We start from the raw sequence: 15,407 nt of genomic DNA, 5'->3' as shown, positions 1-15,407 counted from the left end.
ATAATAATTAGTCTTTATTACCACTTCTAAACGCACGTTTACGATCATTTTCAGTTAAATGACGTTTACGTAAACGGATAGATAATGGTGTAACTTCCACTAATTCGTCATCATCAATAAACTCTAGTGCTTGTTCTAATGACATTTTAATTGGTGGTGAAAGTGTTGTTGCCTCATCAGTACCTGATGCTCGCATATTGGTTAATTTTTTCCCCGTTAAACAGTTAACAGTTAAATCGTTTGAACGAGTATGAATACCAATGATTTGACCTTCATACACTTCCGCACCATGACCAAGGAATAATTTACCACGATCTTGTAAACCATACAGAGCATAAGCCAATGCTTTACCAGTACCGTTTGAAATCATAACACCATTATTACGCTGACCAATTTCACCTGGACGAACATCATCATAATGACTAAATGTAGAATAAAGTAAACCAGTACCTGAAGTCATTGTCATAAATTCAGTTCTAAAACCGATAAGACCACGGCTTGGTATGACATAATCTAAACGCACACGACCTTTACCATCTGGTAACATGTTGGTTAGATCACCTTTGCGTAAACCAAGTGCTTCCATCACTGAACCTTGATGTTGTTCTTCAATATCAAGGGTAACTTGTTCGAATGGCTCTTGTTTTTTACCGTCAACTTCTCTAAAAATAACTTTAGGACGAGATACGCCTAATTCATAACCTTCACGACGCATATTTTCGATCAGTACTGATAAATGTAATTCACCACGGCCTGATACTCTAAAGGCGTCGGGATCTGGGGTTTCTTCAACACGCAACGCAACATTATGTACAAGTTCTTTATTTAAACGCTCAAGAATTTGGCGAGAAGTGACATATTTACCTTCTTTACCTGCAAATGGAGAGCTATTAACATTAAAAAACATGGTTACTGTTGGTTCATCAACAGTTAACGCTGGTAATGCTTCAACGCAGCTATTATCGCAAATCGTATCAGAAATACCGAGTTCGCCAAGACCTGTTAGAGCAATAATATCACCCGCTTCGGCAACTTCGGCTTCATAACGTTGTAAACCTAAATGACCTAGTACTTGCCCTACTTTGCCTGTACGTTTGTTACCTTCACTATCGACAATAGTCACTTGTTGATTTGGTTTAACACGACCACGTTTAATTCGACCAATACCAATAACTCCAACATAATTATTATAATCAAGCTGTGAAATTTGCATTTGGAATGGACCATCTAAATCAACTTTTGGTGGCTCAACATGCTTAACAATCGCTTCAAATAATGGCGTCATATCTTCAGCCATATTTTCGTGATCTTCACCAGCTATGCCCATTAAAGCAGAAGCATAAACGATAGGGAAATCTAACTGTTCATCAGTTGCTCCTAAATTAACAAATAGATCAAATACTTGATCAACTACCCAATCAGGGCGAGCTCCTGGACGGTCAACTTTATTGATAACCACAATCGGTTTTAAACCATAGGCAAAAGCTTTTTGCGTTACAAAACGGGTTTGAGGCATTGGTCCGTCCATTGCATCAACAAGTAATAGCACAGAGTCAACCATCGACATAACACGTTCAACTTCACCACCAAAATCAGCATGTCCTGGGGTGTCAACAATATTAATTCGGTAACCATTCCAATCAATCGCAGTATTTTTAGCTAAAATGGTAATACCACGCTCTTTTTCAAGCGCATTTGAATCCATTATGCGTTCATTATCATCACCACGCAGATTATCTAACGTACCTGACTGTTTTAATAACTTGTCAACCAAGGTTGTTTTACCATGGTCAACGTGAGCAATAATGGCTATATTTCTTAAATTTTCAATCACAATTAAAATCCCAATTAGGAGATAAATTCTTTAGGCGCGATATTGTACACCTTTTTAGTCGAAATGTTGATCTATATCACAAAGTTTCTTAAAAAGAACTTGAGCACTTGATAAGTTTAAAAAAATTTCATGAAGCGATGAGTTTAAGTATTAATTTTTTTAGCAAACTCATCTACCTTTGCCCAATCTGTATATTCAATAATCGGTTTTGTCACATCGGTATCACCTTTACCTAGCCACATAATAAAACGGATCATATTACGATCAAACCAGTTATATTGAGGATAATAAAGAGCACCTGCAAAAACAGCGGTAAAAGTGGGTTTCCATGCTATTTTAGCTAGAAATTTTTTGGTATATAAGTTGGTTTCTGGTGTATTTTTATGTGGCTTTCTTGCTACGACATTTACACCAAAAAATCCTGACTTCATATTGTTTAATTGTTGATAATGTTCATCAATAAATTTTTTCATTAATTTACTATAAAATCCATAGCGAATGGAACTTCCCAACAATACGGCATCATAGTTTGAAAGCTCGATTTTGCTATCAGCTAAAAGTTCAATAACATCGCAGTAACATTTATCGTCTAACTGTGTTTTAATACGTTGCATGATCTTAAGTGTTTGTTTTTCATGAGTTGTGTAAAGTAATAAAACCTTTTTTGTTGTATTCATAATATAAAACCTTATTTGATAATGGCTTATCATAAATCAATTTTACTTTTTTTATTATAAAAATTAACGAACTGGGGGTGATTTCATAGAAGACTTTGATTATAGTAGTTAACTTATTTAACTGGACTGGAACTGATTATGGCGATTTCACCAACAAAACTTAGTGCAATTATTTTAGCAGCAGGAAAAGGCACACGGATGTATTCCGAGCAGCCAAAAGTATTACACAAAATCGGTGGTAAGCCGATGTTACAACATGTTATTGATACCGTGCAACAACTTAATATAAATCGCACTAATATTGTTTATGGTCATGGTAAATCGCAGCTCGAAATTGCACTTAAAGATCAACATGTCGAACTTATCTATCAAGCAGAACAACTTGGCACAGGGCATGCAGTTCAACAGGCTAGCACTTATATTCAAGATGACGAAGATATTTTGATTCTTTATGGGGATACGCCATTAATTTCGGTTGAAACATTAAAAAATTTAATCGCTAGCAAAACAGAGCACGGTATTGCATTATTAACAGTAACGTTAGATGATCCAACAGGGTATGGACGAATTGAACGAAAAAATGGCAAAGTTATCGCCATTGTTGAACAGAAAGATGCCTCTCTTGAGCAACAAAAAATCAAAGAAATTAACACAGGTATTATGCTTGTTACTGGTAAATTACTCAAAGATTGGTTGTCTCGTTTAACCAATGATAATGCACAAAAAGAGTATTACTTAACGGATATCATTGCCTTTGCTTATCAAGATGGTTATAACATTAAAACATCACAACCTATACAACAATTTGAAGTTGAAGGCGTCAATAATCGCCTGCAATTGGCAATATTAGAACGACAATATCAACATCAACAAACACAAAATTTATTATTAGCAGGCGTAACATTGCTTGACCCAACTCGTTTTGACTTACGAGGATCTCTATCGCACGGTAAAGATGTTACGATTGATTGTAATGTAATTATTGAAGGCAATGTCAAATTAGGTAATAACGTATTTATTGGTGCTGGTTGTATTTTGAAAAATTGTACAATTGATGATGATTCAAGTATCAGTCCATATAGCATTATTGAAGATTCAACCATCGCTAAACAATGTACTATTGGGCCATTCGCCCGCTTACGACCGGGTTCACAACTTGATGAACAAGCTCATGTCGGCAACTTTGTTGAACTAAAAAAGACACATCTAGGCCAAGCAAGCAAAGCTGGACACTTAAGCTATCTTGGTGATAGCGAAATTGGCAATAATGTCAACATTGGTGCAGGCACCATCACCTGTAATTATGATGGTGCCAATAAATTTAAAACCATTATTGAAGATGATGTGTTTGTCGGTTCTGATACGCAATTAATTGCACCTGTAACAGTGGGTAAAGGGGCAACTATTGCAGCAGGAACAACGGTTACCAATAATGTGAATGAGAATGAATTGGTCGTAAGCCGAGTAAAACAAAAACAACTTGCTGGTTGGAAACGACCAACAAAGTCAACTGACGAGGAATAAACTATGTGTGGTATTGTGGGTGCTATCGCCAAACGTGATGTTGCTGAAATATTATTAGAAGGTTTAAAACGATTAGAATATCGTGGTTATGACTCCGCTGGACTTTCAATTATTTCACCACAAGGTGAATTACAGCGTATTCGCCGTGTTGGTAAAGTACAAGCACTAAAAGACGCAGTTGAGCAACATCCAATAAAAGGAACTACAGGAATTGCTCATACCCGATGGGCAACCCACGGTGAACCAGTTGAACATAATGCCCATCCTCATGTATCTAGTTTTATTGCTGTTGTGCACAATGGCATTATTGAAAATTTTGAACCACTACGTGAGAAATTGATCTCTAAAGGTTATCAATTCCGTTCAGAAACCGATACCGAAGTAATTGCCCACTTAATTCATAACATTATAACAACCGAAGATTGTTCCTTATTTGACGCTGTACAAAAAGCTATTCCACAATTGCGTGGCGCTTATGGTACCGTAATTATGGACACCCGCAATCCTGATATCCTTATTGCGGCACGCTCAGGTAGTCCTTTAGTTATCGGTTGCGGCATAGGCGAGCACTTTATCGCATCTGATCAATTAGCACTATTGCCAGTTACCCGCCGATTTATTTATTTAGAAGAAGGCGATATCGCACATATCACTCACCGAACAGTGACCATATTGGATAAAAATCACCAAGAAGTAACAAGACCATGTATAGAATCTGATGCACAATATGATGCGGGCAGCAAAGCAGGCTATAGTCATTACATGCAAAAAGAGATCTACGAACAACCTAATGCGATTAAAAATACGCTTGAAGGTCGCATGATGCATGGCAAGGTCGATTTATCAGAGTTAGGCGAGCAAGCGGAAGCCATTCTTAAACAAGTTGAGCATGTTCAAATTGTTGCCTGTGGTACTGCTTATAATGCTGGTATGGTTGCACGTTATTGGTTTGAAGCTTTAGCTGGAATTCCTTGTGATGTCGAAATTGCGTCAGAATTTCGTTACCGTAACCCAGCTCGCCGCAAAAATAGCTTATTTATCACACTTTCACAGTCGGGCGAAACAGCAGACACACTCGCGGCATTACGATTAGCGAAAGAAAATAATTACCTAAATACCCTTGCGATCTGTAATGTAGCAGCCTCAACACTCGTGCGTGAAGCTGATTTAGTGCTATTAACCAAAGCTGGGGTTGAAATTGGCGTTGCATCAACTAAGGCCTTTACCACACAATTAACGGTTTTATTGCTACTAGTTGCTAAATTAGGACGCATAAATAATATGGCAGAAAGTACCGAGCAAGCTATTGTGCATGCGTTACAAATTTTACCAAACCGCATTGAGCAAGTGCTCATGGCAGAACCTCAAATTAAGAAATTTGCTAGACATTTTGTCAACAAACATCATGCGTTATTCTTAGGTCGAGGTGATGAGTATCCAATCGCTATGGAAGCTTCGCTAAAACTCAAAGAAATATCTTATATTCACGCTGAGGCCTATGCTGCTGGTGAACTCAAACATGGTCCACTGGCATTAATTGATGCGGATATGCCTGTTATTGTTATGGCACCAACCAACGAAATGCTAGAAAAATTAAAATCTAATATAGAAGAGGTTCGAGCACGGGGTGGTCAACTGTATGTCTTTGCTCAAGAAGATGCTGGCTTTGTTAGTGATGATACCATGCATATTATCAATCTTCCCCATATTGAAGAGCCAACCGCACCGATTTACTACACCGTACCAACCCAGTTACTGGCGTATCATGTTGCTTTGATCAAAGGCACCGATGTCGATCAGCCTCGTAATTTGGCAAAATCGGTAACCGTGGAGTAAGTCTGGCTTTATAAGCTACAAAAGTTTATTATTGGTTTTGATATAAAATATCAAAACCAATAACGCATAAAAACCTTCCAGAAAACATATTGATTTTATTAAAATTTTTAATGAAATTATCGTCACTTAGTCAAAATTTGATTAACATTAATTACCTATTGGAATTAAAAGACACCTATTTATCACGTGAATTTATTATCCAATGGCAAGAAAGTGACTTTGTACTCATTCAGTAATTATTGAAGACTTTAACCTATAAGCATTAGGCGTTGAAATTACTGCTAGTTTACTCTGGCTACTAGAAAATACCTGCCATCTTAACAAGTTGGTGCGTTATCATAATTATCCATAAAAAATACGAGTAGATAATGAACCAAAATTTACTAGAAATACGCTCACCAGTTGGGTAAAACTTCATGATATCACTATTGATTATATTGAGCTTACAGCCAATATCAAAACAGTTACATTGAACAATACCACACTTATTTAACTGAAGTATTAGAATTGTATCTTTTTAACAATCTAGAGAAAACTTGGAGTATAACCGAAGAATGACTAAATATTCATAGCATATTTAATCAGTTGTCTTTTTAATAGTGGGCTATGATCTATGGTATTCATGCCAATTGTTCTTAACGTTTTTTTTAGTAAATTATCACCATTAAACATATCTTGAATAGTTCGCATAGCTGCAAGCATAATTAATGTATCTTTACGGCGATTAAACTGATACGATTTTAAATTACTAGCCAAACCTATATCTTTTTGTTCATTAACTAATGTTTTAATTGTAGAAACTAATAAAGCGGAATCTTGAAAACCTAGATTTACACCTTGTCCAGCTAAAGGATGAATAGTATGTGCCGCATCACCAATCAACACAAATCTATGCTTAACAAACTGTTTTGCAAAGCGTTCTTTTAAAGGAAATACCATACGCGAATTAATTAATTGGCATTTACCCACTTTATCGCCAGTTAACGCAAATAGTTTATTTGAAAATTCAAATTCAGAAATTGATGCTAAAACCGCAGCATGATCAGGTTTAGTCGACCAAACTAAACAACTTTTATTTTCCTGCCAAAGTGGAAGAAAAGCAATAATTCCATTTGGATAAAAAACTTGTTTAGCACAAGATTGATGAGGGTATTCTGTTTCAACCGTTGTAATGACAGCATTATGAAGATAATTGCGTTCAAATGTAGAAATATTTTCATATTTACGCACCCAAGAATGAGCACCATCTGCACCTATCATTAATTTAGCTTGTAAAACACTTTTATCAGCAAGAGTCAGAAAGACAAAGTCGTCATTAAAAGCACAATCAATTGCTTCACAATTATACATATTAATGTTAGGACAATTTAAAGCATATTGGTACAGATAATGAGAAATAACATTATTTTCTATAATATAACCTAAATTTGGGCAATTATAATTTTTAGCATGTGCGGATAAATGTGCTTGACCATTTTTTTCCCATACACCTATCTCAGTAAATTCTTGCACGCGATTGCTATTGCATAAATCATCCCAAATGCCTATTTGCGAAAAATACTGTTGGCTCGAACCATTAATAGCAGAAGCTCTAATACCGATTCCTACATGCGAAAAGAATTCGTGTTGATGAATTTTATTATCTATAATCGCAATATTTAGAGCATTTTTACTCAGTGCACAAGCGGTAGCTAAACCAACTAACCCACCGCCGACAATTACCACATCAAATTGAATATTCATTTGAATAAATGCAACTATTTAACTTAATCTATCATCATTCTTTGGTTCAACCTCATCATCATTCATCGCTTTTTTAAAGCCTTTCAATGCTGAACCAAGATCAGAACCTAAATGACGCAATTTTTTAGTGCCAAATAATAAAATGACCACAGCAAGAAAAACTAAAAGATGTGGGATGCTAAAAGACATAATCAAATCCTCTCAATAAATATAGCTCTTCATTAGGATAGGTTACAAAACAAATTTTATGACGAATTTATTATACTCTTTTTATTGTAGGATTTCATGAATAGTTCAGAAATAAAAAAAGCCTGTATAAAACTATACAGGCCAACATGAAATATAAGGAATATAAGGAAAGAAAACAATGAAAAATCCTTACCATTCTTATTATCCATTTTTTTTCGCCTACGTCAACGTTTTTATTTGTTTTTTTATTTATTTTTATTTGTTTAAACATTGCGCAAAAAAATAAGCCATTAAAAAACAATTAGATAAACAAAAACAAAACCACCATAAAATATTGATTAATATCAAAAACAATTAAAAAAATAAAATTTATCATTTAAATAAATATTTTTAGTATAAAAACACGAAAAACAAAATAAAAAAACACATTACCACTTTCATAAAAGTGATAAGAATAACAAATTAAAAACAGAAAAAAATAAAAAATAAAAGCATAAAACAAAAAAATCACGCAAATTAATAAATAAAAAATTTTTTATTGTATTTTCAATGTATTTACTATTTAAAATCAAAAAAAATACTTTATAATTAATAAAATTACACAAGAAAAATAATGGAGCAACGATGAAAGCAACTAAAAATAATAATGTCAAAACATTTAAAGATAGATTACACAGTTCAATGCAGGGGTTATCTGTTTCCGCTTTCGCTAAAAAATGCGATATGTCTGAAACAGTAATTAGAGATTATTTATCCGGGAAAACCTACCCTTCACTTACTCGTCTAGAAGTAATTGCTGAAAAATGTAATGTATCTTTCAATTGGCTTGCCACTGGTCATAGGCAAGAATTTGTGGACTCGAAAAATGAAGAAGATGTCTACAATGAAAATATTTATCGAATTCCTGTCTACAAAAAACAATTACCAACTAAAGAAGAAGCACAAAAAGAACGTTTTGTTAGAGAAACACCTCCGGTTATGAACTACCCTATTATTGAGGGTTGGGTAAAACATCGAGGCTTAGATGCAAAAAGATTAATCATATATTGGGCCAAAGGTGATTTAATGTCACCTGAAATAGAAAATAATAACGGTCTAATTCTTAATACTGAAATAAGTGATATTGTTGATGGAGCAATTTATTTAATTGAATATGAAGATATAACCTTTCTAAGAAAGGTACGCTTAACACTCAATGGATGGTTATTGATTTGTAATAATAGCCAACATCCTACCATCGAAGTACCCAAGAATGACTTCCATAAATATCATATTGTTGGACGTGTTGTACTAATTATTAAAGACATTTTTTAATGTTTTTAATAATTATATCAACTTCCAATACATAATCTAAAATTGAGGAAATATTTAACGTGTATTTCCTCATAGGTTTATTTAATATTTTTATCATCAAAAACTGCAAGAATATAATTAAGCATTCTTTGTTTAACATATTAAATACAACCTTAGTCTTAGTGAAAAAACATTTGTATTTATTTGCACTCCTTTTATTTTTCTATATTATTGACAACATCAACGGTGAAAATTTTTATTATTAATTAGGTCTAATATGTATCAATTTTTTGAAAAATTGGTGTCATCTTACCCAAAAGATGAACCTCAATCCATGTCTAAAAATTTTTTTAGTTTCATATGGCAATCAACCAAAGGGACTCGATTACTTTTACTGTTACTGATTATTTTTAGTGCTTTAGGTGGTGCTTTTGAAGCTTTTTTATACGCTATTTTAGGTAGAGTTATTGACTGGATTGCCTCTGTTGAACCTAACAAATTTTGGCAACAAGAGAAAACAACATTAGTACTATTAGCCTTAATCATTTTAGCAAGTACCTTTATTATTGGACTACAAACTATTATTAAGCATCAGTGCCTAGCTGGGAATTTTCCGATGAGAATGCGTTGGAATCTACACCGATTAGTACTAAATCAAAGTATGCATTTTTTTCAAAATGAGTTTGCAGGAAGAATATCAGCAAAAGTCATGCAAACAGCACTTGCGATTCGAGATACTTGTTTTTTAGTATCAGATATTTTTATCTATGTCTTGATTTCTTTTATTACCATGGCAACCATCATCGGGCAATTAAATATTTGGTTATTAATTCCATTTGTAACCTGGTGTCTAATTTATGGTATTGCCATGTATTATTTCATTCCCCGTTTAAGTAAGGTTGCTAGCATGCAAGCTGATGCCCGTTCTACAATGACAGGGCGAGTAACGGACGCCTATACCAATATTATGACAGTCAAACTATTTTCTCACTCGGGTAATGAGGCAAAATATGCACAAGAATCAATGGATGAATTTTTAGTTACTGTTAATAAACAAATGCGTTTAGTCAGTACTTTTGAAATTGTTAATCATTTATTATCAGTTTCGTTAATACTAAGTACAACAGGCGTTGCCCTATGGTTGTGGACAAATCAATTAATTGGTATTGGTGCAATAGCAACAACAACAGCTGTAGCGCTTCGACTAAATGGTTTTTCACACTGGATCATGTGGGAAATGACCGCCTTATTTGAAAATATTGGTGTTGTGAAAGATGGAATTAATACTTTTTCTATAACTAAAACAATAGTCGATCAACCTAATGCATCTAAGCTTAATATAACTCAAGGAAAAATCGAGTTTAAACATATTAATTTCAGCTATGATGAAAAAAAACAAATTTCAATAATTAAAAATTTAGATCTAACGATACAACCAGGTGAAAAAATTGGTTTAGTCGGTCGTTCAGGAGCTGGAAAATCATCGCTGATCAATTTGTTACTCCGTTTTTATGATTTACAAAGTGGCAAAATTATAATTGATGGGCAAGATATTACGTCTGTTACCCAAGAAAGCCTACGAGCTCAAATTGGTATGGTGACACAAGATACTTCTTTACTGCATCGAACAGTTCGAGAAAACTTGCTCTATGGTAACAATCAAGCTACTGAAGAACAAATGATTACCGCAGCCCAAAAAGCATATGCTGATGATTTTATTAAAACATTAGTTGATGCAAGTGGTAGAAAAGGCTATGACGCATTTGTTGGTGAACGAGGTATAAAATTATCGGGGGGGCAAAGACAACGAATAGCTATTGCACGCGTCATTCTTAAAAATGCTCCTATTTTATTATTAGATGAAGCAACAAGTGCCCTGGACTCTGAAATCGAACAAGCAATTCAAGAAAGCTTATACACGTTAATGGAAGGAAAAACAGTTATTGCCATTGCTCATCGTTTGTCAACTATTGCCGCAATGGATAAATTAATCGTACTCGATCAAGGTAAAGTTATTGAACAAGGAACCCACCAAGAATTACTTAAAAAAAATGGGTTATATGCACAACTTTGGAAACATCAAAGTGGTGGATTTTTAGGGGAAAATATTTAATTAAATACTTTACTAATAAATAAATCAGGACACATACTCATATAAAATCTATGTGTCCTTATTGAGCAATTAGTTCATAAAATTTTTATAAAATTCTGATTCAAATCGCATAATTGCACTATTTTTAGGACCATTTTGGCTATCCGCATGGTAACCCGATAATAACTGTACAAAAGCCATATATCTACCATCGGATTTTTGTATAAATCCAGCTAAATTATAGCATCCTTGAATATAACCTGTTTTAGCACGTATCAAGTCCTTAAATGGTGCTTGGTTAAAGCTCTTGCGATTTTGTAAGGTTCCATCAACCCCCGCAATTGGTAGCTTTTCAATAATTTTTAATTGTTCGTTATGGGCTGCAATATATTGTAAAACTTCCATTAATTTGTCGGCGCTCACCAAGTTTAATCGAGATAAACCAGAACCATCAGCAATAACTAAGTTTTCAAGATCAATACCCGCTTTTTTGCGTAAAATTTGCTTAACGGCATCCCCCCCATTACGCCATGTTCCTTGAACATTATAATAATGCGCACCTAAAGTTCTAAAAATAACATCCGCATACAAATTATTTGATTTTTTGAGCATCACCGTTAATAAATCAGAAAGTGGCGCTGATTGGTTAGATGCTAATAAATTTAACTTTGAGCTACTCCTTTGATTAACTTCAAATAGCGATCCTGTATAAGTTATCTTTTGTAATTTAAGTTCATTTTTTAAAATAGTAGAAAAATATTCAACACCATCAATCACCGCAAATTTTAATGGTATTTTATCTGAACTTGCGGAAATACAGCCTGATAGATAATATCGATTTTTATATGAATAATTAACATCTAATTCACAATACCTATCATTAATGTCTTTACTATTTTTTGCTATAGTTTTTACACTCCCGATCACCACAACAGGAATATTAGATGGGCCGGAGATAGAGGCTTTTTCACCTACTTTCCCTGGTGTCACTGTTGCATAAAAACAATTATCATCAATAATTGCTGCTGACGGGGAGGTATTATAACAAGCTGTTAAATTATTCCATGACCACCCTTGAGCTTTGTCATGACTAGTAAAAATTGAAGTATCTAAAATCACATTTCCTACAATTTTTTCAATACCTTTTTGGCGTAAAGTAGTAATCATATTTTTTAATTGAGATCGAGTAAACGTTGGATCACCACTTAATTGAATAATTAAATCACCATTTAACTGCTTTTGAGTTATTGCCCCATTGGTTTGTATACGCGTTATAAATCGAAAATCACTACCTAATTCAAGTTGAGCGGCTAAAGCTGTTATTACCTTTTGAGTGCTTGCTGGTTGTTTGAATTGATCACTTTTATATTTTGCTATTGTCTTAGGTTTAGTTCCAACCGATTGAACCAAAATGGATAAATCACTTCCTTTAGGTAAAGAAGATAGATAAGGTTCTACTGGTTGTGCATGTAATAATCCTGAAAAAAAAGGAAGGATGAAAAAAATAATTACCCTGAATTTTATCATGAATGTTGGCTCAAAATGTTATTAAATAAAAACAGTTAAATGTGAATTGCAAATATAACTTTTTTTGATATAGCTAGCAATATATACTCAAGCACTTTTATAATTATGTACTATTGAATAATTCAACATAATAATAAGAAAAATTAACTCCATATAACTTTTAAAACTAGGTAATATAATTATGACTCAACATTCATTAGGTTTTCCAATAGAAACGATGCTAGTATTTATTGGGTTAGCCCTGGCTGCAATTATTATTGATTTATACGCGCATCATAGCGATAAACCTATCAATTTGAAAAATGCCATTATCTGGTCATTATTTTGGATAATAGTCTCATTTGCATTCGCTCTATTTTTATACATTCATCACGGAAGTGAAATAGCTAGTTTATTTATTACAGGCTACGTTCTTGAAAAAACTTTATCAGTCGATAATTTGTTTGTAATTATGGCTATTTTTTCATGGTTTTCTGTACCAAATAATTATCGTCATCGCTTACTTTATTGGGGGATTATTGGTGCTATTATATTTCGTGCCATATTTGTTATTCTTGGTACAGGGTTACTATATTTAGGTCCTTGGATGGAGTTTGTGTTTTCAATATTGGTTGCTTGCACAGGAATAATGATGTTGAGGGGGCAAGATAATGAGCAAGATATAAAAGATTATTCAAATCACTTTGCATTTCGCATTGCTAAAGGTATTTTTCCATCTTATCCCAAAATTGTTGGTCATCACTTTTTATTATCACAAAAACAACTTGATGCTGAACTTATAAAACCTGAGAATAATAATTTAGTTGGTAAAATACCTAAAAGTTTTTTTTATGCTACACCGCTATTTTTATGTATTGTTGTAATTGAACTTAGTGACGTTATGTTTGCATTTGATTCAGTTCCTGCTGTAATCGCTGTTAGTCAAGAACCATTAATTGTTTATAGTGCCATGATTTTTGCTATTTTGGGCCTTAGAACAATGTATTTTATTTTACAAGCAATGAAGCAGTATTTAGTTCACATCGGTAAAGCGGTTACTTGCTTACTTTTTTTTATTGCAGGAAAATTAGCTTTAAATGCAAGTAATCATCTATTTGGATATGGTATCGATATAGATGCAACCACAAGTCTTTATATCGTTCTAGGTATACTAACCTTAGGTATTATTGCCAGTATTATTTGGCCAGAAAGAAATAAAAATTAATGTTACAAATCATAGGCAGGTTTTCCTGCCTTAATTAGGAACGTTTTAAAGATCGAATATAGTAACTCACACCTAAAATAATAAACCAAATAGGCGTTGCAACTAATGCTTGACGAGTATCAGCTTCTAAACTAAGTAACAAAACCATTAAAGCAAAAAAAACCAAACAAACATAACTCATCAAAATTCCACCCGGCATTTTAAATTGGGATTGTTTATGCAAGTTTTCTTTTTTACGACGATAAGCAATATAAGAAATAAGAATCATCGACCAAATAAACATAAATAAAATAGCCGAAATTGTAGTTACTATGGTAAAAGCCTCCATTACATTAGGTACTAGATAAATCAACACAACTCCACCAAATAAACAAATACACGAAAATAATAAACCATTTGCAGGAACTGAACGACTTGACAACTTACCAAAAGGCTCTGGAGCATCCTGTTTTTTAGCCAGCCCAAATAACATTCTGCTTGTTGAGTAAATACCACTATTAGCTGAAGATGCAGCAGATGTTAATACTACAAAATTAATGATACTTGCAGCTGCAGGTAGGCCAATTAAGGTAAATAATTCAACAAAAGGGCTTTTATTCGGAGAAATAAATGTCCATGGTGTTACACTCATAATAATGATCAAAGCAAAAACATAAAAAAAGATAATACGCACAGGCACTGAATTAATAGCACGTGGTAAATTTTTATTTGGGTCAACTGTTTCAGCTGCTGTTGTACCAACTAATTCAATTCCTACAAAAGCAAAAATAGCAATTTGAAAACCTGCAAAAAACCCCATAGAACCATGAGGAAAAAATCCACCATATTCCCATAGATTCGAAAATGTAGCTGATGTATTAGTTTGTTCTGAATAAAAAGTAGTTAAAATCATTACCAAACCAATTCCAATCAAGGCTAAAATTGCAATAATTTTAATCATTGAAAACCAAAACTCTGTCTCACCAAACATTTTTACTGTTAATAAGTTTAGAGTTAATAGCAACACAATAGTTAACAACATTGGTATCCATGACTGTAATTCAGGAAACCAATGTTGAGTATATCCAGCAATTGCAACAACGTCTGCAATCCCTGTAACAACCCAACAAAACCAATATGTCCAACCAGTAAAAAAACCAGCCCAAGAACCTAAAAGATCATTAGAAAAATCACTAAATGATTTATAATTCAAATTAGAAAGAAGAATTTCCCCCATCGCACGCATAACAAAAAATAAAATGAAACCAATAATCATATACACAAAAATAATAGAAGGCCCAGCAAGACTGATGGTCTTTCCTGAGCCCATAAACAAGCCGGTCCCTATAGCTCCACTAATTGCGATTAATTGAATATGACGGTTGGAAAGGTTTCTCTTTAGATCATGCTTTGAGGATGTAATGCTCATCGCTATTATTTCCTTTTATTTTCACAATTTTTAGGTTTTCTAGGAATATAGGACTATAAAGTCTATAGAATAAAATCGCA

Annotated in this window: 11 protein-coding genes; 5 read left to right on the top strand and 6 right to left on the bottom strand. The window is 33.6% G+C overall.

All coding sequences use genetic code 11. From position 1 onward, the window contains the following. Window positions 1-7 precede the first annotated feature (7 nt). On the bottom strand, window positions 8-1,834 hold the full coding sequence (typA, locus tag GQ594_RS01600; protein ID WP_160400179.1) for a ribosome-dependent GTPase TypA: 1,827 nt from the start codon (window positions 1,832-1,834) through the stop codon (window positions 8-10). Window positions 1,835-1,977: 143 nt separating this feature from the next. Beyond that, window positions 1,978-2,511 (bottom strand): menaquinone-dependent protoporphyrinogen IX dehydrogenase, encoded by a 534-nt coding sequence (gene hemG / locus GQ594_RS01595; RefSeq protein ID WP_160411159.1) that lies wholly within the window; start codon window positions 2,509-2,511, stop codon window positions 1,978-1,980. Window positions 2,512-2,655: 144 nt separating this feature from the next. Between hemG and glmU the strand changes: the two genes are divergently transcribed. Together glmU and glmS are read left to right on the top strand one after the other, a co-directional pair. After that, the gene (gene glmU, locus GQ594_RS01590) at window positions 2,656-4,035 is read left to right on the top strand and encodes a bifunctional UDP-N-acetylglucosamine diphosphorylase/glucosamine-1-phosphate N-acetyltransferase GlmU (RefSeq protein ID WP_442903519.1); all 1,380 of its coding nucleotides are present in this window, start codon (window positions 2,656-2,658) and stop codon (window positions 4,033-4,035) included. A 3-nt stretch (window positions 4,036-4,038) separates the two neighbouring features. Beyond that, complete coding sequence (glmS, locus tag GQ594_RS01585; RefSeq protein WP_160411157.1) at window positions 4,039-5,871, top strand: glutamine--fructose-6-phosphate transaminase (isomerizing); 1,833 nt, start codon at window positions 4,039-4,041, stop codon at window positions 5,869-5,871. Window positions 5,872-6,429: 558 nt separating this feature from the next. On the opposite strand, the gene GQ594_RS01580 is transcribed toward glmS, so the two are convergent. Together GQ594_RS01580 and GQ594_RS01575 are read right to left on the bottom strand one after the other, a co-directional pair. Next, on the bottom strand, window positions 6,430-7,614 hold the full coding sequence (locus tag GQ594_RS01580) for an FAD-dependent monooxygenase (RefSeq protein WP_160411156.1): 1,185 nt from the start codon (window positions 7,612-7,614) through the stop codon (window positions 6,430-6,432). 18 nt (window positions 7,615-7,632) lie between these two features. Further along, on the bottom strand, window positions 7,633-7,803 hold the full coding sequence (locus GQ594_RS01575) for a Sec-independent protein translocase subunit TatA (protein WP_202112414.1): 171 nt from the start codon (window positions 7,801-7,803) through the stop codon (window positions 7,633-7,635). A gap of 624 nt (window positions 7,804-8,427) precedes the next feature. On the opposite strand from GQ594_RS01575, the gene GQ594_RS01570 reads away from it, so the two are divergent. Together GQ594_RS01570 and GQ594_RS01565 are read left to right on the top strand one after the other, a co-directional pair. Beyond that, window positions 8,428-9,117, top strand: a complete 690-nt coding sequence (locus GQ594_RS01570) for a LexA family transcriptional regulator (RefSeq protein ID WP_160411155.1) — start codon at window positions 8,428-8,430, stop codon at window positions 9,115-9,117. Between the two features lie 256 nt (window positions 9,118-9,373). After that, entirely contained in the window at window positions 9,374-11,209 is a 1,836-nt protein-coding gene (locus GQ594_RS01565) for an ABC transporter ATP-binding protein (protein WP_160411154.1), read from the top strand. Window positions 11,210-11,278: 69 nt separating this feature from the next. Here the strand turns inward: GQ594_RS01565 and dacB are convergent, their stop codons facing one another. Continuing rightward, the gene (gene dacB, locus GQ594_RS01560; protein WP_160411153.1) at window positions 11,279-12,715 is read right to left on the bottom strand and encodes a serine-type D-Ala-D-Ala carboxypeptidase; all 1,437 of its coding nucleotides are present in this window, start codon (window positions 12,713-12,715) and stop codon (window positions 11,279-11,281) included. Window positions 12,716-12,896: 181 nt separating this feature from the next. On the opposite strand from dacB, the gene GQ594_RS01555 reads away from it, so the two are divergent. Beyond that, complete coding sequence (locus tag GQ594_RS01555) at window positions 12,897-13,919, top strand: TerC/Alx family metal homeostasis membrane protein (protein ID WP_160411152.1); 1,023 nt, start codon at window positions 12,897-12,899, stop codon at window positions 13,917-13,919. 34 nt (window positions 13,920-13,953) lie between these two features. Here GQ594_RS01555 and cycA read toward each other — a convergent pair whose 3' ends face one another. Next, the gene (gene cycA, locus GQ594_RS01550) at window positions 13,954-15,327 is read right to left on the bottom strand and encodes a D-serine/D-alanine/glycine transporter (RefSeq protein ID WP_160411151.1); all 1,374 of its coding nucleotides are present in this window, start codon (window positions 15,325-15,327) and stop codon (window positions 13,954-13,956) included. Window positions 15,328-15,407 lie beyond the last annotated feature (80 nt).

This window comes from Gilliamella sp. Pra-s52 (assembly GCF_009795805.1).
Classification (GTDB): domain Bacteria; phylum Pseudomonadota; class Gammaproteobacteria; order Enterobacterales; family Orbaceae; genus Gilliamella.
The sequence above is the reverse complement of the archived record's forward strand: the minus strand, read 5'-3'. Positions and strand labels throughout refer to the sequence as shown.

What these genes read in the sequence shown, in the direction of transcription:
- GQ594_RS01580 (WP_160411156.1), bottom strand. Translation starts at nt 7,614, where the DNA reads ATGAATATTCAATTTGATGTGGTAATTGTCGGCGGTGGGTTAGTTGGT.
- hemG (WP_160411159.1), bottom strand. Translation starts at nt 2,511, where the DNA reads ATGAATACAACAAAAAAGGTTTTATTACTTTACACAACTCATGAAAAA.
- GQ594_RS01575 (WP_202112414.1), bottom strand. Translation starts at nt 7,803, where the DNA reads ATGTCTTTTAGCATCCCACATCTTTTAGTTTTTCTTGCTGTGGTCATT.
- GQ594_RS01555 (WP_160411152.1), top strand. Translation starts at nt 12,897, where the DNA reads ATGACTCAACATTCATTAGGTTTTCCAATAGAAACGATGCTAGTATTT.
- GQ594_RS01570 (WP_160411155.1), top strand. Translation starts at nt 8,428, where the DNA reads ATGAAAGCAACTAAAAATAATAATGTCAAAACATTTAAAGATAGATTA.
- cycA (WP_160411151.1), bottom strand. Translation starts at nt 15,327, where the DNA reads ATGAGCATTACATCCTCAAAGCATGATCTAAAGAGAAACCTTTCCAAC.
- GQ594_RS01565 (WP_160411154.1), top strand. Translation starts at nt 9,374, where the DNA reads ATGTATCAATTTTTTGAAAAATTGGTGTCATCTTACCCAAAAGATGAA.
- dacB (WP_160411153.1), bottom strand. Translation starts at nt 12,715, where the DNA reads ATGATAAAATTCAGGGTAATTATTTTTTTCATCCTTCCTTTTTTTTCA.
- glmS (WP_160411157.1), top strand. Translation starts at nt 4,039, where the DNA reads ATGTGTGGTATTGTGGGTGCTATCGCCAAACGTGATGTTGCTGAAATA.